The following is a 19,673-nucleotide window of genomic DNA, read 5'->3' as shown; positions in this document are numbered from 1 at the left end:
GTTTAATGGGGATCAGGCGGGAAATCGTGCCGGGCGAGGGTCGTCGGCCGGGATGCGAAGTGGAGTTCGACGGTGCCAAGCGTCAAGCATGTCGCGGTTCTGGGGGCCATCGCCGTCTTCGGGGTGGCCGGGTGCACGGCCGAGGCGAACACGGGCAGCCCCGCGGGCGCGTCCACGACCGCCCCGCCCGACACGGGCAGCAGCCGGGAGGACATCGAGGTCCAGCTCCAGCCGGCCCGCGCCAAGGCGGGGCAGAAGGTGTGGGTCTTAGCCAACTGCCCGATCCCCCAGGGCGGTCCGGAGCACCGCGGCACCGCCTCCTCCCGGATCTTCCGCACTCCCGTCACCCTCGATCCGATCCTCGCCACCGCCACCCCCACCCCCTCCGGCACCGCCACGCCCGTCCCGCGTCCCTGGGTCCGCGGCCAGGCCACCGTGGCGGACGGCACGGCGGCCGGCGTCTACGAGGTCAACGCCCGCTGTGAGGGCACCAACGACACCGGCAAGGCCAGTCTCAGGATCGTGGACGACTCCCGGCCGTCCGCCGACCCCACGGACAAGCCCACCTCCAAGCCGACCCGGACGATCATCAGCACCGAGGCCCCGCACACGGGCGGCGGCGGCACCGCGGCCGGCGGTCCCGGTGACGGGAGCATGCCGATCGGCGCGTCGGGCGCCCTGCTCGGCGTCGCCCTCGCGGGAGGCATCGGCGTCGTGATCGCGCGTCGCCGTCGCTCGTAGGCCGCGATGGCAGGTTCCACCCGCTGGTCCAGGGTCGTCCTGGCCGGGGCCCTCACCGGCGCGGTCATGGTGGCGTTCGGCACCAGGGGCGGGGGGGAGGAGGACGCTCCCGCCCGTGTCTCGGTCGTGCCCGAGCGCATCGACATCCCGTCCCTAGGCATCAAGGCGCCCCTGATGAAGCTGGGCGTGACGGGCGGCCGGATCGACCTGCCGCCGTATGAGAAGCCCGGCACGGCGGGCTGGGTCGAGGACAGCGTCGTCCCCGGGGACGAGGGACCCGCGGTGATCCTCGGGCATGTCGACACCAAGACCGCTCCGGCGGTCTTCTACCGGCTCAAGGAGATCAAGGAGGGGCAGGCCATCAAGGTCGTGCGCAGCGACGGCAAGGTGGCCCACTACCGGGTCGACTCCGTCGAGCAGACCAGCAAGACGCGCTTCCCCGCCGACAAGGTCTACCTGGAGGACGGCCTGCGGCTGATCACCTGCGGCGGTGAGTTCGACCGGGACGACGGCGAGTACCGCGACAACTTCATCGTCTACGCCACCCTCGTCGGGGCCTGAGCCGGCCGCTGTCGTGCGGTGATCGCCCTAAAGCCCTCGCGGGACGGACTAGGCTAACTGTTCGTGCTGGTCCTGGCCTTTGACACCGCGACCCCCGCCGTCACCGCAGCGTTGCACGACGGTGCGAGGGTCCTCGCCGAGTCGACGACGATAGACGCGCGCCGCCACGGTGAGCTGCTGGTTCCCACGATCGAGACGGTCCTGCGCGAGGCCGGGGCGTCGCTCGGCGACGTCACGGCCGTCGTCGCCGGAGCGGGCCCCGGCCCCTACACGGGGCTGCGGGTCGGCCTGGTCACCGCCCAGGCCCTCGCGACCTCGCTGGGCGTCCCGGCGTACGGGGTGTGCACGCTCGACGCGCTCGCCTACGGCAGCGGGCTGGCGGAGCCGTTCCTGGTGGCCACCGACGCCCGGCGCAAGGAGGTGTTCTGGGGGCACTACCAGGACATGCGCACCCGTCTGTCCGGTCCCGCGGTCGACCGGCCGCACGACCTGCCGGGGGAGCTCCCCCTGGTCGGCGCGGGCGCCCGGATGTACGCCGAGGTCCTCGGCGCCTCCCGCCTGCTCGACGCCGGTGAGTATCCGTACGCCGGGGCGCTGGCGGCGCTGGCCGCCGAGCAGCTCGGCGCGCCGGACGTCCGGGAGGTCGTGGAGAACGGCACGCACCCCGTGCTGAGCCTGCCCCGCCCGATCTACCTGCGCCGCCCCGACGCCCAGGTGCCGGGGGCACCCAAGAAGGTGTCCGCATGAGCGGTGCCGTGCTGCGACAGATGACCGTGGACGACCTGCCCGCGGTGATGGAGATCGAGCGCGAGACCTTTCCCTCCGACGCGTGGAGCGAGGGCATGCTCCGCGGCGAGCTGGCGGACCAGCCGAGAACCCGTCACTACGTGGTGGCCCTGGTCGACGGCGAGATCGTCGGCTACGCCGGTCTCGCGGCGGCGGGCGACCAGGCCGACGTGCAGACGATCGCCGTCCTGTCCTCCCGGCGGCGGGCCGGGATCGGCGGCGCCATGCTCACCGACCTCCTCACCGAGGCCGCGCGGCGCGGTGCGGTCTCGGTCTTCCTGGAGGTGCGCGCCGACAACCCCGGCGCGCAGGCGGTGTACGACAGGTTCGGGTTCGAGCGGATCGGCGTCCGCCGCCGCTACTACGAAGACGGCACCGACGCGATCATGATGAAGAAGGATCTCCATGCGTGACGAACCCGTGGTCCTCGGCATCGAGACCTCGTGCGACGAGACGGGCGTGGGCATCGTCCGAGGGCACACCCTGCTGGCCAACACCATCGCCTCCAGCGTCGAGCAGCACGCCCGGTTCGGCGGGGTGGTTCCCGAGGTCGCCTCCCGGGCACACCTGGAGGCCATGACCCCGACGGTGGAGCGGGCCCTGGAGCGGGCCGGCATGCGTCTCACCGACGTCGACGCGATCGCGGTGACCGCCGGGCCGGGGCTGTCGGGGGCGTTGCTGGTCGGCGTCGCCGCGGCCAAGGCGTACGCCCTGGGCCTGGGCGTGCCCCTCTACGGGGTGAACCACCTGGCCGCCCACGTCGCCGTCGACCAGCTCGAACACGGTGCCCTGCCCAAGCCGTGCATCGCCATGCTGGTCTCCGGTGGTCACTCCTCGCTGCTGCTCGTGCCGGACGTGGCCGAGGAGGTCGTCTCGCTGGGGTCCACGGTGGACGACGCGGCGGGTGAGGCGTTCGACAAGGTGGCCCGCGTCCTCGGCCTGCCGTTCCCCGGCGGGCCGCACATCGACCGGGTGGCCCGGGAGGGTTCCGGCACCGCCGTGGCGTTCCCCCGCGGCAAGTACGACGACGGGACGCTCGACTTCTCCTTCTCCGGCCTGAAGACCGCCGTGGCCCGGTGGGTGGAGGCCCGGCAGCGGTCGGGCGGGGCGATCCACGTGCCCGACGTGGCGGCGTCGTTCCAGGAGGCCGTCGTCGACGTGCTGACCCGCAAGGCTCTGCAGGCGTGCGCGAAGTACGGCGTCGACGACCTGCTGATCGGCGGCGGGGTGGCGGCCAACTCCCGCCTGCGGGCCATGGCCCAGGAGCGCTGCGACGCGGCCGGCGTCCGGCTGCGCGTGCCCAGCCCGGGCCTGTGCACCGACAACGGGGCCATGGTGGCCGCGCTGGGCTCGGACCTGGTGTCGGCGGGGGTCGTGCCGTCGCGGCTGGACATTCCCGCCGACTCGTCGCTGCCGATCACCACCGTGCACGTCTGACCGGCCGGGCGGCCGGGCGCCGGGGTCACGCGGTGTGCACGGCCAGCGTCGGGTAGTCGGTGTAGCCGCGGTGGTCGCCGCCGAAGGCGGTGGCGAAGTCGGGCTGGCCGAGTTCGGCGCCGAGGAGCAGGCGCACCGGCAGGTCCGGGTTGGCCAGGAACGCCGTGCCCAGCGCGACCAGGTCGGCGTCCCGCTCCAGCCAGTGCGCGAGCCGCGCCGCCGGGTCGGCGATCGAGGGGTCGTTCACGATCAGGGTGGTCGGCCACGACTTGCGGATCTCCCGGTTGAGATCGTCGGACGGGCTCGCCACCAGGTGCAGGTAGGTCAGGCCGAGATCGGCGAGCGCCGAGACCAGTGCCGGGTAGACCTCGTGCATGTCGTCCTCGACCAGGTCCTGGGCACCGTTGCCGGGGGAGAGCCGGATGCCGACCCGCTCCGCGCCGATCCGGTCCACGACCGCGCGGGCGATCTCCACGGCGAAGCGGATCCGGTTCTCCACCGACCCGCCGTAGCGGTCGTCGCGCAGGTTGGCGTTCTGCGACAGGAACTGGTGGACGAGGTAGCCGTTGGCGCCGTGCAGCTCGACTCCGTCGAAGCCCGCCTCGATGGCGCGGGCGGCGGCGTCCGCGAAGTCCTGCACCGTCGTCTCGATCTCGGCGGTGGACAGCTCCAGCGGCTCGGGAAGGTCCTGCATGCCCTCGGGGGTGAAGATCTGTCCGGCGGCCTGTACGGCCGACGGGCCGACGGGCAGCGCGCCGGTGTTGGCGGGGTGGCCGATCCGCCCGGCGTGCATGACCTGGGCGAAGATCCTGCCGCCCGCCGCGTGGACGGCGTCGGTGACCACGCGCCAGCCCGCCACCTGCTCGTCGGTGTGCAGGCCCGGCGTGTCCATGTAGCCCTTGCCGGCCTGGCTGGGCTGGACGCCCTCGGTGACGATGAGACCGGCTGAAGCCCGCTGGGCGTAGTAGAGCGCGGTCAGCGAGGAGGGGATCCCGTCCACGTAGGCGCGTGAGCGCGTCATGGGGGCCATGACGATCCGGTTGGGCAGCCGGAGGTCACCGAGCTTGTACGTCGAGAACGGCATGACTGGTTCCTTCCCTTTGTTGGCCGACCAACTTGGCCAGCCAATGAGTAGTTCTACAACTTGGTCGGCCAATATGCAAGCGGTAGTCTCGGGGGAGGACAGGAGGATCTGACATGGTGGAGCCGCTGATCGACGAAGGTGCCGGCCCGGTCGCGAGTTGTGACGGGGGAGGCGACGAACTCAGCCTCAACTGCCTGATGGCCCAGGCGACCCGCGGTTACCGCGTGCTTCTCGCCGGCCTGCTGGCGGAGATCGACCTCTACCCGGGCCAGGAACGGGTGATGACCTCGCTGTGGGAGCACGGCCCCCAGACGCAGAACGCCCTGGCCAGGATGCTCGGCATCGACATGTCGACGATGACCAAGAGCCTGCAGCGCCTGGAACGCAGCGGTTTCGTCAGCCGCACGCCCAGCCCCGCCAACCGGCGGATCAGCATCGTGAGCACGACCCCGGCGGGCGACGCCCTCCGTCCCGCGGTGAACCGGATCCTCGCGGAGGCCAACCGCCGGACCACCCGGGGGCTCACCCACGAGCAGACCGCGGTGCTGTCTTCGCTGCTGGGCGTGGTCAGGGGCAACCTGTGCCGGGAGGCCGCCCCCTAGAGCGCGCGCGGGGCGGCGGGCCGGCGGACGCCGGCGCGGACGAGGAGGTCGCGCGTCCGGCCGGAGGCCGCCGGGTCGTCCGGCCGGAGCGGGGTGGGGCCGGAGAGATCCACCGGGGACTCCTCCGCCCACCGACGGCCGGCCGCGTGGCGGGATCGACCCGGTTCACCGATGAAAGCGGAAAACCGCGGAGAGGAGAACTCCCGTCCGGCGACCCCGGCCGTCCGATCGGGATTTCCCGGAACCGAAGGTAAAGGGTGGGAATTACATATGAATTGCGGCAATCGTCCATTTAGGCTGGTCAGCACGGACCGCAGACGAAGGCGAACGGCCTTTCCCCGATCCGGGTCAGAATGACCACCGCGGATTCACGGCCGGAGAGCCGTAGATCCTTTCTGAGACGCTCGACGTCGACCGCCGAACCCCGTTTCTTGATCGTCACATTGCCCACCCCCCGTTCGCGGAGCGCCGCCCGCAACCGCTTCAACGAGAACGGCAGCGTCTCGTGCACCTCGTACCGCGACGCCCACGGGGTCGGGGTCGCGGTGTCGGCGGTGATGTAGGCGATGTGCGGGTCGAGCAGGCGCCCGCCGACCGCGGCGGCGACCTCCGCGACCAGATGGGCCCGGATCGCCGCGCCGTCCGGCTCGTAGACGAACCGGCCGACCGGGCCGGTCGGCGCCGCGCCGAGCCCCGGGTCGGGCGTCATCGTGGCGCCGGACGGGAGCATCGTGGCCCGGCGTCCCACCCCGCCCGCCAGCGCGCCGCACCAGATGACGGCCTCCTTGACGTCGCCCCGGTAGGAGACCCACTCCGCCTCCGTCCCCTCGGGCAGGAACTCGTACGGGATGCCGGGGGCGACCTTCAGGCAGGCCGCCTCCGCCTTGGCCACCATCTCCAGCACGTCCGGCCAGGGCGGGGAGTAGGCCGCCGGGTCGAAGGTCCGGCCGCGCGCCGTGCGGCGGGCGGGGTCGGCGAACAGCACGTCGAAGGCCGAGGGGTCGAGTGCCGAGGCGTCCGCCGCGCGAACCGAGACCCGGTCGCCGAACCCCAGGGCCTCGGCGTTGGCCCAGGCGACCGCGGCGGTGAGGGGGTCGGCGTCGACGGCCTCCACGACGCACCCGGCCCTGGCCAGGGCCAGCAGGTCCCCGCCGATGCCGCAGCAGACGTCGGCGACCCGCGAGCCCGCGGGGATGCGTCGTGCCCGGTGGTCGGCGACCTCGCGGCGGGTGGCCTGCTCCAGCCCCGCGGGGGTGAAGTACATCAGGTCGGCGTCCGCGCCGAACTTCTCCCGCGCGCGCAGCCTGAGCCCGGCCTGGGTCAGCGCCGCCGAGACCAGCCCGGCGTCGTAGCGTCTGCGCAGCCGCGTCACCGCCGAGACCGGGTCGTCCCCGGCCACCTGTGCCGCGGCGTCCAGCGCCTCCTGGCCGAGCGGGGTCAGCAGTTCCCGGAACGCGTCGAGGTCCACGCCACCCGACGCTACCGCCTCAGTCGGGCAACTCGGCGAGGTCGACGTCGACGGGGAACGGGGCGGTGACCCTGAGACGGCCGCTGTGGACGCCGGTGGGGACATAGGAGCGGGTGACGGGATCGAGCCGGTAGACGTGGACGACCGGTTCGTCGTCGCTGTTCTCCACGAGCCAGAAATGCCGGATGCCGGCCTCGGCGTAGCGTCTGGGCTTCACCTCGCGGTCGCGGAACTCGGACTCCGGTGAGACGACCTCGACCACCAGATGGACCTCGTCCGGAGTGTAGGAGGTGCGGGACCGGTCCTTGGCGATCTCGCTGCCGACCACCACCACATCCGGGCACGGGCGCTGTCTCGGCCCGAGCGTGACGTCCATCTGCATGACCGCCTTGAGGTCGCCGGGCGCCTGTTCGTTGAGGGCGGTCCGCAGGCCGTACAGGAGGTACTCGTGGAAACGTCTCTGGGGGGACATGAGGATGAGGGCTCCATCGACGAGTTCGACGTGCTTGAACAGATCCAGCTCGCCGTTGGGGCCGTCGATGGGCAGGCGGTCGAGGTCGTCGGCCGTCCAGCCTCCGGGGGGAGGCAGGGGCCAGTTCGCGAGCGGGTCGCGGACCACGTCGCGGGCACCGGTGTTCTCGCTGAGCGTGCTGGTCACATCGCTCACCGTAGCGTCGCCGCGTTCGCCATGAGTGGTCATCCGGTCACATTCCCGTCGCCGTCCGATTGCCCGTCCCATGCGTACGTTCCCCGTTCCGTGAGATGCGCACCCGGTGTTTCACCTGGCGATGTGGATGGTTTGGGCAGGGTTTGACGTTCGCCTGAAGCGCAGAAGGGGTGGCTCGTGTTGACTGTCAAGGCCACCTTGCATACTGTTCCGTATTGGCACTCTCCCCGTGAGAGTGCCAATCCATGCGACGAGGTCAGGTCTGACACCCGCGACGGCAGACCGCTGGTCGCCTCTTCTAGATCATTCAAATCTGAAGGGGAGGTCCGACGTGACGACCGCCACCAAGGTTCCCGTTAAGCCGCTCGGCGACCGTATCGTGGTCCAGCCGCTTGAGGCCGAGCAGACCACCGCCTCCGGCCTGGTCATCCCGGACACCGCCAAGGAGAAGCCCCAGGAGGGCAAGGTCCTCGCGGTGGGTCCGGGCAACTGGGACGAGGACGGCGAGAAGCGCATCCCGCTCGACGTCAAGGAGGGCGATGTCGTCCTCTACAGCAAGTACGGCGGCACCGAGGTGAAGTACGGCGGCGAGGAGTACCTCGTGCTCTCCGCCCGTGACGTGCTCGCCATCATCGAGAAGTAGTTCTCGCTTCACCGAAGATGACGTATCGAGCCCCGGGCCGCGCGAGCGCCCGGGGCTTTGATGCGCTGACGTACTTACAGGGAGGATTGTCATGGCGAAGATCCTGGCGTTCGAGGAGGACGCGCGCCGAGCCCTCGAGCGCGGCGTCAACGCCCTCGCCGACGCCGTCAAGGTGACGCTCGGCCCGCGGGGCCGCAACGTCGTCATCGACAAGAAGTTCGGCGCGCCGACCATCACCAACGACGGTGTCACCATCGCCCGTGAGGTCGAGCTGGAGGGGCGGTACGAGAACCTCGGCGCCCAGCTGGCCAAGGAAGTCGCGACCAAGACCAACGACATCGCCGGTGACGGCACCACCACGGCGACCGTCCTGGCCCAGGCGATGGTCCGTGAGGGCCTGCGCAATGTCGCCGCCGGTGCCCAGCCGCTCTCGCTCAAGCGTGGCATCGACCTCGCGGCCAAGGCCGTCAGCGACAAGCTGATCGAGTCGGCCCGCCCGGTCGAGGACAAGAAGGAGATCGCGCACGTCGCGACCATCTCGGCCCAGGACGTCAAGATCGGTGAGCTGATCGCCGAGGCGTTCGACAAGGTGGGCAAGGACGGTGTGATCACCGTCGAAGAGTCCAACAGCATGGGCCTGGAGCTGGAGTTCACCGAGGGTCTCCAGTTCGACAAGGGCTACCTGTCGCCCTACATGGTGACCGACCAGGAGCGCATGGAGGCGGTCCTGGAGGACCCCTACATCCTGATCAACCAGAGCAAGGTCTCCTCCGTGGCGGACTTCCTGCCGCTGCTGGAGAAGGTCGCGCAGACCAAGAAGCCGCTGCTGGTCATCGCCGAGGACGTCGAGGGCGAGGCCCTCGCGGTCCTGGTCACCAACAAGATCCGCGGCACCTTCACCTCCGTCGCCGTCAAGGCGCCGGGCTTCGGTGACCGCCGCAAGGCCATGCTGCAGGACATCGCCATCCTCACCGGCGGCCAGGTCGTCAGCGAGGAGGTCGGCCTCAAGCTGGAGCACGTCGGCCTGGAGGTGCTGGGCACCGCCCGCCGTGTCGTCATCACCAAGGACTCCACCACCGTGGTCGACGGCGCCGGCGACGCCCAGGCGATCGCCGACCGGGTCAAGGAGATCAAGCTCGCGATCGAGCAGTCCGACTCCGACTGGGACCGCGAGAAGCTCCAGGAGCGCCTGGCCAAGCTCTCCGGCGGTGTCTGCGTGCTGAAGGTCGGCGCGGCCACCGAGGTCGAGCTCAAGGAGAAGAAGCACCGCCTGGAGGACGCGATCTCGGCGACCCGTGCGGCGATCGAGGAGGGCATCGTCTCCGGCGGCGGCTCCGCGCTCGTCCACGTCTCCAAGGTCCTCGACGACCTGGGTCTGTCCGGCGACGAGGCGACCGGTGTGTCCGTGGTGCGCAGGGCGCTCGTCGAGCCGGCCCGCTGGATCGCGGAGAACGCCGGCCTCGAAGGCTACGTCGTGACCTCCAAGGTCGCGGAGCTGTCCGTCGGCCACGGCCTCAACGCCGCGACCGGCGAGTACGGCGACCTGGTCGCCCAGGGTGTCATCGACCCGGTCAAGGTCACCCGCTCGGCCGTCCAGAACGCCGCCTCCATCGCCGGCATGCTGCTGACGACCGAGGCGCTCGTGGTGGACAAGCCCGAGGAGGAGGCCCCGGCCGCCGCCGGCGGTCACGGCCACGGTCACGGCCACGGCCACTGATCCCCCGCTTCCAAGCACGGCTCGCGTCTCCCGGGACGCGAGCCGTTCGCGTTTCGCGGTGAACCGGAGCGGCCGCGGCGCGTCTCCCGGCACGCGACGGTCAAACGCCGTTCTAACGAATAGGCGACGTATTTAGCGATCGAATGAAATATTTACACATGCCGTAGTCGTCACAGTCATCAGGTGATTACCGGGAGTTATCTCCGCCTCAATGTGACCAATCCGTAGCCGTTTGCTATGACGACAGGCACTATCAGGGCGGGCATCATGCCTAACGTGACCGAGGGATGCGTCGCCGACGCCAAAAATGGGGTGAGGCTTGCGACGAGATCTGAAGGGGTCGCCCATAGGGATGATCTCAAGGATCTGACGAGCCTCGCCGTTCAGGGGGATCGCAGCGCGATCGAATCTCTGATCGCGCAACTGCGGCCGATGGTCGTCCGTTATTGCCGTGGTCGTCTCGGCCGGGTGTCCGGTCAGTATCACATCGCGGACGACGTGGCCCAGGAAGTGTGCATCGCGGTGCTGTCCGCGCTGCCCCGCTACCGCGACATGGGACGCCCCTTCGCGTCCTTCGTCTTCGGCATCGCCTCGCACAAGGTGGCCGACGCCCTGCGCAGCTCCGTGCGCTCCGCCGTGCCCACCCAGGACCTTCCCGACGGGCCCGACGAGGGTCCGGGCCCCGAGGAGACCGTGGTGCGCTACATCGAGGCTGAGCACGCCCGCAGGCTGCTCTCCAGGCTGCCGGACAACCAGCGCGAGCTGCTCCTGCTCAGAGTGGTGTCGGGCCTTTCCGCCGAGGAGACCGGTAATGTACTGGGCATGTCACCAGGCGCGGTTCGCGTGGCCCAGCACCGGGCGCTGGCCCGGCTGCGGGCGATGGCGGAGCTGGAGTCGATAGCCTGACCGCGGGGCGGTCGGGCGACCGACGCGGGCGCAGGTTCTGACCGCGGAGCGGGGCCCGCGACGATCCGGAGCGATGAAGATCATGACAACGGTTCACCCGCGACGTCCGGTGCGCCGGTACGGACCGGAAGAGGATCCGGCCGTGGCCGAGACCGATGCCGTCCTGGAGGCGCTCTCCCGCAGGGCGCCCCTGACGACCGCCTCCGGCGACCCCGCGGTCCGCCTGCTGTCGGCGCTGGCCGACGACGTGGATCAGCGGTGTTCCTCGGTGTCGATCACGCCGTCGACGTAGCCCCGGGCGTACTCCCAGCTGACGTACTGGGAGGGATCGGGCTGGTAGGCGGGCTCGTGCACCTGCGGCCGGCCCTTCTCGATCATCTGGCGCAGGTTGCCGCGCAGCAGGTCCCAGTCGAAGTAGTGCTGTTCGCCGCACTCGGGGCAGTCGAGAACCAGACCGAGCACTCCCTGGGGCTCCAGCAGCGAGCGGAAGACCTCCACGTCGGCGAGGTCGGTCATGGCCTCGTCACGCTCGTCCGAGGTCAGCGGCTCCAGATCGCTGGAGTCTCCCAGCGCCGCCGCCGGGTCGTCGGGGTCGTCCGCGAAGGGGTCGCGAGGGACATCGTCGAGCACAATCCCACCTTATGGCCTGGATGTTACGGACAACCCTCGAACCGGACGACTGCGACAGCCGGCGCGGTGCGGGCCGATGCCGGGGAAGCCGGACGCGGAGTCCCGTGCGAGCCGGAGCGTGGCCCTCGTCCCGGGAAGCCGGACGCGGAGCCCCGTGCGAGCCGGTCACGGTGACCGCTTCGGAAGAGCCGGCCGGTCACGGCGCGTCCCGGGAGAGCCAGCCACGCCGGGCCGCCTCCACGCCCGCCTGGAACCGGGTCTGCACGCCCAGCTCGGCCATGGCGTCGGCGAACCGAGCGCGCACCGTCCGGACCGAGATCCCGAGCTGGCGGGCGATCATCTCATCGGGCATCCCCTGCCCGGCCAGCCGGAGAACCCGCACCACGCCGTCGTCGCGGTGCGTCCACGGCAGCGGGGCCGCGCGGGCCCACAGCTCCTCGAAGAGGGAACGGAGCGCGGCCACCACGATGACGGCCCGGACCAGGTGGAAGTGGTAGGCGTTCTCCGGCAGCGTGCCGCCCCACTGGGCGGGCATGCCCGCGGCGCCGGAGCCCGCGACCAGGAACCAGCTCGGCACCGTGCCGAGGGTGCGGATCTCCGCCCCCGCCAGGGAGAACCGGTCGAGCTTGTCGCGCACGCCGGGGATCTCCAGCGTGCGGACCGCGACGACGACCCGGCAGGAGAGCAGGCCGGCCCGCTGGGCCCCGATCCACTGGTCGGCGTACCGGTGGGCGAAGTCGCTCATCGTCCGCTTGTCCGGGACGGTGTACAGCAGCTCCAGCGGCGGCGCCTGCACCGCCATGCCGATCACGCTCTCGTACAGCTCGTCGGCCCCGCTGACCAGGTCCACCGCGAAGTCGCCGCTCTGGTGGTCGAGCCCGGCGTCGTACTGGTGGATGAGGCTGCGGATCGACCCGAGGACGGTGTCGATCCTGCGGCTCTCCGCGGCCAGCCGGTCGAGCCGGTCGGCGATCAGGCGGCCGAGGGCGGCGGCGGGGTGGCGGGCCAGATACTCACCGCCCTGTTCGTCGACCACGCCCAGCCTGACCAGGGCGGCCAGCTCACGGCCGAGCGGTTCCGGTGAGCGGTCGGTGGCCTCGGCGAGCTCCGCGCAGGTGGCTCTGTGCAGGCGCAGCACCGCGTTGTAGAGCGCTGTCTGGGCGGGGGTGAGACCCAGGGTCTCCAGCGGGTCGTGCGGCGGGGGTGTGTCAGTACGCATCAGTGAGGGGCTCCTGAGACGACACGGGTCTGGCGAGGATAGCCCGGCGTCCCCTCCGTGTCCGGGCGTTGCCCCACTCGCTCGCCGTCCGTGCGTCACCCCACCCGGCCGCCGTCCCGTGCAGCTTCGTGCAGCTGCACCTTTCCCCATTGCGGACGGTCGCGCCGTGACGCACGCTTTACCCGGCGTCGGCACCAGCTGCGAGGCGCGTCGCCACCCGGGTGCGGAGGGGGGCCCGGTGGCGTGGACAGACGTCTCGCGGGTCGCCGGTGGTCCGGAGGGCCGAGCGGGTCACCGACCGCTCGGCCCTCCGTCTTCCCCCGCGTCCTCCGATCCGGGAGCCAGACTCTAAACTGTGACCCGGGGGTCGGCGCCTTTCCCCGCCATGAGAGCGCCGCAGCAGGAGGGTTGCAGATGGCCAGATTCACCGAACCCGGGCTCACGTTCGACGACGTGCTCCTGGTTCCCGCGTACTCGGACCTGCAGCCGGGCGAGGCGGACACCACCACGCGGCTGTCGCGCAACATCACGTTGCGCATCCCGTTGATCTCCGCGGCCATGGACACGGTGACCGAGGCCCGCATGGCGGTGGCGATGGCCCGTCAGGGCGGCATCGGCATCCTGCACCGCAACCTCTCGATCGAGGACCAGGCCCAGCAGGCCGACCTCGTCAAGCGCTCCGAGGCCGGCATGGTCACCAACCCGGTCACCTGCTCCCCGGACGACACCCTGGCCGAGGTCGAGCGCCTGTGCGCCACGTACCGCATCTCCGGGGTCCCGGTCACCGACGCGGACGGCGTGCTCGTCGGCATCGTCACCAACCGCGACATGCGTTTCGAGACCGACCACGGCCGCCGGGTGCGCGATGTCATGACGTCGATGCCGCTGGTCACCGCGCCGGTCGGGGTCTCCAGGGACGACGCGTTCGACCTGCTGCGGAAGAACAAGATCGAGAAGCTCCCGCTGGTCGACGCCGGGGGGCGGCTGCGGGGCCTGATCACGGTCAAGGACTTCACCAAGAGCGAGCAGTATCCGCTCGCCACCAAGGACGCCGACGGCCGGCTCGTCGTGGGGGCGGCCGTCGGCGTCGGCGGCGACGCGGACAAGCGGGCGTCGGCGCTGATCGAGGCCGGGGTCGACGTGATCGTGGTCGACGTCGCGCACGGCCATTCCAAGGGTCTCGCCGACATGGTCGCCAAGATCAAGGCCAACAGCCGGGTCGACGTGATCGGCGGCAACATCGCCACCCGCGCGGGCGCCCAGATGCTCATCGACGCCGGGGCCGACGCGGTCAAGGTCGGTGTGGGGCCGGGCTCGATCTGCACCACCCGCGTGGTCGCCGGTGTCGGAGCCCCGCAGGTGACGGCCATCCACGAGGCGTCCCTGGCCGCGGGCCCGGCCGGGGTCCCCCTGATCGGCGACGGCGGCCTGCAGTACTCGGGTGACATCGTCAAGGCCATCGCGGCCGGCGCCAACGCGGTCATGCTCGGCTCCCTGCTCGCCGGATGCGAGGAGTCGCCGGGTGAGCTGATCTTCATCAACGGCAAGCAGTTCAAGTCCTACCGTGGGATGGGCTCGCTGGGCGCGGTCCGCAACCGCGAGCGCGGCGGCGCCTCCTTCAGTAAGGACCGCTACGCGCAGGCCGACGTCGGCGGTGACGACAAGTTCATCCCCGAGGGCATCGAGGGCCAGGTGCCGTACCGCGGTCCGGTCGCCGCGGTGGCCCACCAGCTCGTCGGCGGCCTGCGTCAGGGCATGTGGTACTCCGGGTGCCGCACGATCGACGACATGCACGTCCGGTGCGAACTGATGCCCATCACGGCGGCGGGCCTGAAGGAGAGCCACCCGCACGACATCCAGATGACGGTCGAGGCTCCCAACTACCACCGTCGCTAGCAGGCACCGTACGGCTCCGCCTCCGTGGCGCGGGCCGTACACGCACGAAACGGGAAGTATAGACATATGACTCAGGTGGAGATCGGCCGCGGCAAGAACGGCCGTCGTGCCTACGCGCTCGACGAGATCGGCATCGTCCCCTCCCGTCGCACCCGCGACCCGGAGGAGGTCTCGATCGCCTGGCAGATCGACGCCTACCGCTTCGACCTGCCCGTGGTGGTGAGCCCCATGGACAGCGTGGTCTCACCGAAGACCGCGATCGAGGTCGGCAGGCTCGGCGGGCTCGCCGTGCTCGACCTCGAAGGGCTGTGGACCCGCTACGACGACCCGACGCCGCTGCTGGAGGAGGTCGCCGGGCTCACCGGCGAGGCCGCCACGAAGCGGCTCCAGGAGATCTACGACGCCCCGATCAAGGACGAGCTGATCGGCCGCCGCATCGAGGAGATCCGGGCCGCCGGGGTGACCACGGCCGTCCGCCTCTCGCCGCAGCGCACGATCCAGCACCACAAGGCCGTGATCGACGCCGGGGTCGACATCTTCGTCATCCGCGGCACCACCGTCTCCGCCGAGCACGTCTCCGGGCGGGCCGAACCGCTCAACCTCAAGCAGTTCATCTACGAGCTCGACGTCCCGGTGATCGTCGGAGGCTGCGCCACCTACACCGCGGCGCTGCACCTGATGCGGACCGGCGCGGCCGGGGTGCTCGTCGGCTTCGGCGGCGGAGCCTCGCACACCACCCGTACGGTGCTGGGCGTGGCGGTGCCGATGGCCACCGCCATCTCCGACGTGGCCGCCGCCCGGCGCGACTACATGGACGAGTCCGGCGGACGCTACGTGCACGTCATCGCCGACGGCGGCATGGGCACCTCCGGTGACATCGCCAAGGCCATCGCCTGCGGCGCCGACGCGGTCATGGTCGGTTCCCCGCTGGCCCGCGCCACCGAGGCGCCCGGACACGGCTTCCACTGGGGCTCGGAGGCGCAGCACCCCGAGCTGCCGCGCGGCAAGCGGGTGCATTTCGGCACGGTCGGCACGCTTGAGCAGATCCTGCACGGCCCGTCCTCGGTGGCGGACGGCTCGATGAACCTGATGGGTGCGCTCAAGCGGACGATGGCCACCGCCGGATACTCCGACCTGAAGGAGTTCCAGCGGGTCGAGGTCGTCGTGGCCCCGCAGTCCTGACACCCCGCCCGCGCCTCACCAAGAGATCGCGAACGCCCGGCCGAATCGGCCGGGCGTTCGTCGTCTCCGGCACGTCGGCGGTCGGTGACCACCTCGAACCAGGATGTGGTGCTCGTCCGTTCAGCCGGTCCTGGTGAAGGACATGGCCTGCTGCGTGGTGTCCTCGCTCTCGGTGTTGGTGGCGAGGACCCGCTTCACCCTGCCCTTGAAGTCGATCACCACGGCCTCCTGGCCGGAGTCCCCCTGCTGCCAGGCGACGATGTGCCGGTCGTCGTACCAGCAGATGATCCGTTCGGTCCAGAAGGGGATCCGGACCTTCGGCTCTCCACCGGCTGTGGCGGTGGTGGACCGGAGGCAGATCTCGTTGGTCTCCGGGCAGGATGTGATCATCAGCGCGCCGGACGGACTGACGCTCTCCCCATCGATCCAGATCGGTTCGCCCACATCCCGCAGGGTCTGCAGCGGGGTGCCCTGCAGGTCGTAGAAGCGAAGGTATTTCTTGGTGTCGACGTCGCTCAACCAGGCACCGATCGCCCGGCTGTCGGCTCGCCAGAAGAAGGGCCATATCCCGATGCCCTTCACCGGGACGACCGTCGCCTTCTTCGTGGCGATGTCGACGATCGCGTAACCGTAGAGCTGCGGGGCGATGTCGGGTTCCTCGTCCGTCTCGTACAGGTTGAACATGCCCTTGGTACCGTCCGGCGACCACTGCGGGGAGGTCGCGTAGAACGGCGACTTGGTGATCCTCACGGCGCTGGCCCCGCCGGTCCTGACGTCGACGATCGAGATGTACTCCTCGTTGTTCGAGTCGTAGTCACGATTCGTGGCGAGGGCCTGGGTGCCCGAGGAGTTCAGCACGTAGTCCCGGTAGGTGTTGTTCTTGACGAACTGGCGGGTGTTGGTCTCGCGGATGTAGAGGCTGTAGTCGTCCCCTCTCGCCAGGGTGTAGGAGGTCAGCTTGATCGGGTCCTCGTAGCTCTCGTGGATCGTGATGGAGCTGTCGGGGAGCTTGATCTCCTGGTCCGCCGTGGGCACCGGGGCCGGGGTGGGGCCGGGGGTGGACCGGCCGGTCGCTTGTCCGGTTCTGTCGGCCCGGGGGGTCGCCGGCGTGTCGGACGAGCCGTTGTTCACCACCGCGACGATGCCGCCGGCCACGAGGACCACGGTGGCGAAGCCGCCGACGGCCGCCCACAGTCCGCGCCGGCTCTTGGCCGGTGCGGCGCCTTGCGGCGGGTATGCCGCAGCGACCGCCCCCTGGTACGGCGCAGCCGGGTGGGAGGGGAAGGTCGGAGCGCCGCTGTGGGTCTGGTGGTACGCCTGCTGAGGTCCGGGTCCGGGTCCGGGTCCGGCCTGGTGGTACGCCTGCTGGGGCGGCGGGTTCTGCTGAGGGTGGCGGTGCTGCTCGGCCGGGTACGGCTGTCCGCCGGTGGACCCGCTGCCGTACCAGGTGCGGTCCTCGACCCTCGCGGGCGGGGAGAGGAACGCGGCGCCGGGCAGGGTGCCGGGCGGGTATCCGTTGGGACCGGGACCGGTGTGCTGGGCCGCCACAGCCGACCCCTGGGCGAGGATGCCCTGCGGCGCGGCCGGCAGCGCCGAACCGGTGCTCGCCTCACCGGTCATGCCGCTCGCCCCGGTGGCGTGGCCGAGCAGCCGCATCAGCGCCTCGCTCGCGGTGGGCCGCTGGGTGGGGTCCTTGGCCAGGCAGTGCCCGACCAGTTCGCGCAGCGCCGGGTCGGTGATGGCCGACAGGTCCGGGGTCAGGTTCATGATCCGGTTGAAGATGGCGGCCAGGCTGTCGGTGCCGAACGGCGGTGCCCCGGTGGCGGCGAACACCATGGTGCAGCCCCAGGCGAACATGTCGGCCGGCGATCCGGCGTTCTTCCCCTCCAATTGCTCGGGGGTCATGTAGGCGGGGGTGCCGATCGCGGTGCCGGTCAGGGTGGAGGTGCGGTCCAGGGCCTTGGCGATGCCGAAGTCGATCACGCGGGGGCCGTCGGGCGCCAGCAGCACGTTGGAGGGTTTGAAGTCGCGGTGCACGATCTCGGCCTGGTGGATGGCCACCAGCGCGGTGACGGTGCCGATGGCCAGGCGGTGCAGGACGGCGCCCTCGCGCGGGCCTTCGGTGGTGACGACCTCCTGCAGGGTGGGTCCATCGATGTACTCGCTGACGATGTAGGGGCGGTGGTGGTCGACGCCGGTGTCGAGCACGGCGGCGGTGCAGAACGGGGAGACCCGCCGGGTGGTGCTGACCTCGCGGACGAAGCGTTCCATGGCCTCGGCGTCCTGGGTGAGGTCGGCGCGTAGCAGCTTGACCGCGACGCGGGCTCCGGTGGGGGACTCGCCGAGGTAGACCGTTCCCTGGCCGCCCTCGCCGAGGCGGGCGGTGAGCCGGTACTCCCGCACGTGCTCGGGGTCCTCGGGCCGCAGAGGCGCACGGTCCGGCATGATGACATCCTCCCTAACGGCCGGGGAACAGCGCGGGTATGTCACCGTTATCCGTATCGGCCTTTATCCGTATCGGCCTCGAAGGACCGGTTCATGGGCGAAGTCTCCGAAGTCTCCTGAGATCGCAGCGCCGCGCGCTCAGCATCGCAGGACGCACTTGCGCCTCACTTGGAGATCACCAGAAGGCACCCGCCGGGAGCGCGGCGACCGGGGCCGCGATCGGGGCGGGTGTGGATCCGGGCGCTGGAGCCGGGCCTGGTCGGCATCCGTTGGACATGGCCCTGCCCCTGTGGACCGACCCCGCTCCACCCCCGGCCGTCCCGACCGGCGGCGGCCCTCTCCGGGCCCGGACCGTCCATGCCGGGATGCCGCCGCCTGACGTGCCATCACCCGGTGTACCGCCCGGGGCGGCCGTCCCCCCGTACGATCCGGTTCGGCCGCACGGCCCGGTTCAGCGCGGTTCGACGGCCCAGGAACCGCGCCTCATGACGCCGGCGACCTCGAACTCGTCGGTGAGCACCACCAGGTCGGCCTGCTTGCCGATCGCCACGGAACCCAGGCGGTCGTCGAGGCCGAGCACCCGCGCCGGGGTCAGCGAGGTGATCTCGGCCGCCTCGGCCGGTGACAGGGCCGCCTCCCGGACGGCGCGCCGGAAGGCCGCGTCCATGGTCAGCGTGCTGCCCGCGATGCTGCCACCCTCGGCCAGCCGGGCCACCCCGTCCACGACGTTCACCGTCATCGGGCCGAGCCCGTAGACGCCGTCACCCATGCCCGCCGCCGCCATCGCGTCGGTGACCAGCGCGGTGCGGGCGGGGCCCGCGGCGGTGAAGGCCAGCCGCGTCATGGCCGGGTGCAGGTGCACGCCGTCGTTGATCAGCTCGACCGTGACGCGCTCGTCCTGGAGCAGGGCGGCGATCGGGCCCGGGTCGCGGTGGTGCAGCGGCGGCATGGCGTTGTAGAGGTGGGTCGCCACGCGGGCACCGGCGTCGATCCCGGCGATCGTCTGCTCGTAGGTCGCGTCGCTGTGCCCGAGAGCGGCGATCACACCGTTCGCGACGGCCTCCCGGATGGTGTCCAGCGCGCCGGGCAGCTCGGGGGCGATGGTGAGCATCCGCACATGACCGCGTCCCGCCTTGAGCAGCCCGCCGAGCTCCGCGGGGGAGGGGTCGCGCAGCAGCGCAGGGTCGTGCGCGCCGCAGCGGGCGGTGGAGATGTAGGGGCCCTCGAAGTGGATCCCGGCCAGCAGGCCGTCGTCGCACAGGTCGGCGAGCGCGGCGGCGGCCCCGGCCAGGTCGTCCGGGGAGGCGGTGACGAGGCTGGCCATGATGGTGGTGCTGCCGTGCCGCAGGTGCAGGTCGGCGGCCCGGACCGCCTGCTCGGGGTCGCCCGTCGGGAAGGAACCGCCCGCCCCGCCGTGGTTGTGGATGTCGACGAAGCCCGGCACGACGTACCCGCCGCCGAGACTGTGACCGGAGCCGGGGGCCGCACCCTGACCGATGTGGGTGATGCGGCCGTCTTCTATGGTGAGCCAGCCTTCGTGCACACCTTCGGGGGTCACGACGCGGGCGTCGGCGAGTGTGATGCTCATGGGACCATCCTCCCGGTTCCGTCGGCCGGGCCGTCACGGGTGACCGGTTCCGCCGGTCGGATCATCCTGGATGATCAAATGTCAGATGAATAGGCTTTTGG

At 71.0% G+C, this 19,673-nt stretch carries 19 protein-coding genes; 12 read left to right on the top strand and 7 right to left on the bottom strand.

The features are described 5' to 3' along the window. Window positions 1–72 precede the first annotated feature (72 nt). From F4562_RS12990 to tsaD, 5 genes are all read left to right on the top strand, one after another. A complete protein-coding gene (locus F4562_RS12990) occupies window positions 73–741 on the top strand; it encodes a hypothetical protein (RefSeq protein WP_184538312.1) in 669 nt (222 codons plus the stop codon). 6 nt (window positions 742–747) lie between these two features. Beyond that, complete coding sequence (locus tag F4562_RS12985) at window positions 748–1,302, top strand: class F sortase (protein ID WP_184538314.1); 555 nt, start codon at window positions 748–750, stop codon at window positions 1,300–1,302. A 63-nt stretch (window positions 1,303–1,365) separates the two neighbouring features. Further along, window positions 1,366–2,049 (top strand): tRNA (adenosine(37)-N6)-threonylcarbamoyltransferase complex dimerization subunit type 1 TsaB, encoded by a 684-nt coding sequence (gene tsaB, locus F4562_RS12980; protein ID WP_184538315.1) that lies wholly within the window; start codon window positions 1,366–1,368, stop codon window positions 2,047–2,049. After that, window positions 2,046–2,501 (top strand): ribosomal protein S18-alanine N-acetyltransferase, encoded by a 456-nt coding sequence (rimI, locus tag F4562_RS12975; RefSeq protein ID WP_184538317.1) that lies wholly within the window; start codon window positions 2,046–2,048, stop codon window positions 2,499–2,501. The genes tsaB and rimI overlap by 4 nt, the downstream gene beginning before the upstream one ends. Then, the gene (gene tsaD, locus F4562_RS12970) at window positions 2,494–3,525 is read left to right on the top strand and encodes a tRNA (adenosine(37)-N6)-threonylcarbamoyltransferase complex transferase subunit TsaD (protein ID WP_184538319.1); all 1,032 of its coding nucleotides are present in this window, start codon (window positions 2,494–2,496) and stop codon (window positions 3,523–3,525) included. The genes rimI and tsaD overlap by 8 nt, the downstream gene beginning before the upstream one ends. A gap of 25 nt (window positions 3,526–3,550) precedes the next feature. Here the strand turns inward: tsaD and F4562_RS12965 are convergent, their stop codons facing one another. Next, window positions 3,551–4,609 carry an alkene reductase gene (locus F4562_RS12965; protein ID WP_184538321.1) on the bottom strand — a complete coding sequence of 353 codons (1,059 nt, stop codon included), beginning with the start codon at window positions 4,607–4,609 and terminating at the stop codon, window positions 3,551–3,553. A gap of 113 nt (window positions 4,610–4,722) precedes the next feature. Between F4562_RS12965 and F4562_RS12960 the strand changes: the two genes are divergently transcribed. Continuing rightward, the gene (locus F4562_RS12960) at window positions 4,723–5,211 is read left to right on the top strand and encodes a MarR family winged helix-turn-helix transcriptional regulator (RefSeq protein ID WP_184538323.1); all 489 of its coding nucleotides are present in this window, start codon (window positions 4,723–4,725) and stop codon (window positions 5,209–5,211) included. A 301-nt stretch (window positions 5,212–5,512) separates the two neighbouring features. On the opposite strand, the gene F4562_RS12955 is transcribed toward F4562_RS12960, so the two are convergent. Together F4562_RS12955 and F4562_RS12950 are read right to left on the bottom strand one after the other, a co-directional pair. Next, window positions 5,513–6,679, bottom strand: coding sequence for a class I SAM-dependent methyltransferase (locus F4562_RS12955; RefSeq protein ID WP_184538325.1), 1,167 nt, complete (start codon window positions 6,677–6,679; stop codon window positions 5,513–5,515). Between the two features lie 19 nt (window positions 6,680–6,698). Continuing rightward, on the bottom strand, window positions 6,699–7,337 hold the full coding sequence (locus tag F4562_RS12950) for a Uma2 family endonuclease (protein ID WP_311733818.1): 639 nt from the start codon (window positions 7,335–7,337) through the stop codon (window positions 6,699–6,701). Between the two features lie 340 nt (window positions 7,338–7,677). On the opposite strand from F4562_RS12950, the gene groES reads away from it, so the two are divergent. The 4 genes from groES to F4562_RS12930 all read left to right on the top strand — a co-directional run bounded on the left by groES (window position 7,678) and on the right by F4562_RS12930 (window position 10,904). Continuing rightward, the gene (gene groES / locus F4562_RS12945) at window positions 7,678–7,989 is read left to right on the top strand and encodes a co-chaperone GroES (protein ID WP_055482820.1); all 312 of its coding nucleotides are present in this window, start codon (window positions 7,678–7,680) and stop codon (window positions 7,987–7,989) included. Window positions 7,990–8,080: 91 nt separating this feature from the next. Next, the gene (gene groL, locus F4562_RS12940) at window positions 8,081–9,706 is read left to right on the top strand and encodes a chaperonin GroEL (RefSeq protein ID WP_184538328.1); all 1,626 of its coding nucleotides are present in this window, start codon (window positions 8,081–8,083) and stop codon (window positions 9,704–9,706) included. A 267-nt stretch (window positions 9,707–9,973) separates the two neighbouring features. Next, window positions 9,974–10,612, top strand: a complete 639-nt coding sequence (locus tag F4562_RS12935) for a sigma-70 family RNA polymerase sigma factor (protein ID WP_184539540.1) — start codon at window positions 9,974–9,976, stop codon at window positions 10,610–10,612. Between the two features lie 142 nt (window positions 10,613–10,754). After that, window positions 10,755–10,904: a hypothetical protein gene (locus F4562_RS12930; protein WP_184538330.1), complete on the top strand. Its 150-nt coding sequence runs from the start codon at window positions 10,755–10,757 to the stop codon at window positions 10,902–10,904. On the opposite strand, the gene F4562_RS12925 is transcribed toward F4562_RS12930, so the two are convergent. Then, on the bottom strand, window positions 10,865–11,242 hold the full coding sequence (locus tag F4562_RS12925) for a DUF5319 family protein (protein WP_184538332.1): 378 nt from the start codon (window positions 11,240–11,242) through the stop codon (window positions 10,865–10,867). The genes F4562_RS12930 and F4562_RS12925 overlap by 40 nt on opposite strands. A gap of 196 nt (window positions 11,243–11,438) precedes the next feature. Further along, window positions 11,439–12,461 (bottom strand): helix-turn-helix transcriptional regulator, encoded by a 1,023-nt coding sequence (locus tag F4562_RS12920; RefSeq protein WP_184538334.1) that lies wholly within the window; start codon window positions 12,459–12,461, stop codon window positions 11,439–11,441. 414 nt (window positions 12,462–12,875) lie between these two features. Here F4562_RS12920 and guaB point away from each other — a divergent pair, with 414 nt between their 5' ends. Both guaB and F4562_RS12910 read left to right on the top strand, forming a co-directional pair. Further along, a complete protein-coding gene (guaB, locus tag F4562_RS12915; protein ID WP_184538336.1) occupies window positions 12,876–14,357 on the top strand; it encodes an IMP dehydrogenase in 1,482 nt (493 codons plus the stop codon). A gap of 66 nt (window positions 14,358–14,423) precedes the next feature. Next, on the top strand, window positions 14,424–15,539 hold the full coding sequence (locus F4562_RS12910; protein WP_184538337.1) for a GuaB3 family IMP dehydrogenase-related protein: 1,116 nt from the start codon (window positions 14,424–14,426) through the stop codon (window positions 15,537–15,539). Between the two features lie 120 nt (window positions 15,540–15,659). On the opposite strand, the gene F4562_RS12905 is transcribed toward F4562_RS12910, so the two are convergent. Next, window positions 15,660–17,984, bottom strand: coding sequence for a serine/threonine-protein kinase (locus F4562_RS12905; protein ID WP_184538339.1), 2,325 nt, complete (start codon window positions 17,982–17,984; stop codon window positions 15,660–15,662). Between the two features lie 451 nt (window positions 17,985–18,435). Continuing rightward, window positions 18,436–19,572: an N-acetylglucosamine-6-phosphate deacetylase gene (gene nagA / locus F4562_RS12900; RefSeq protein ID WP_184538340.1), complete on the bottom strand. Its 1,137-nt coding sequence runs from the start codon at window positions 19,570–19,572 to the stop codon at window positions 18,436–18,438. Between the last annotated feature and the right edge of the window lie 101 nt (window positions 19,573–19,673).

The organism is Streptosporangium becharense, from assembly GCF_014204985.1.
Taxonomy (GTDB): Bacteria; Actinomycetota; Actinomycetes; order Streptosporangiales; family Streptosporangiaceae; genus Streptosporangium; species Streptosporangium becharense.
The sequence above is the reverse complement of the archived record's forward strand: the minus strand, read 5'-3'. Positions and strand labels throughout refer to the sequence as shown.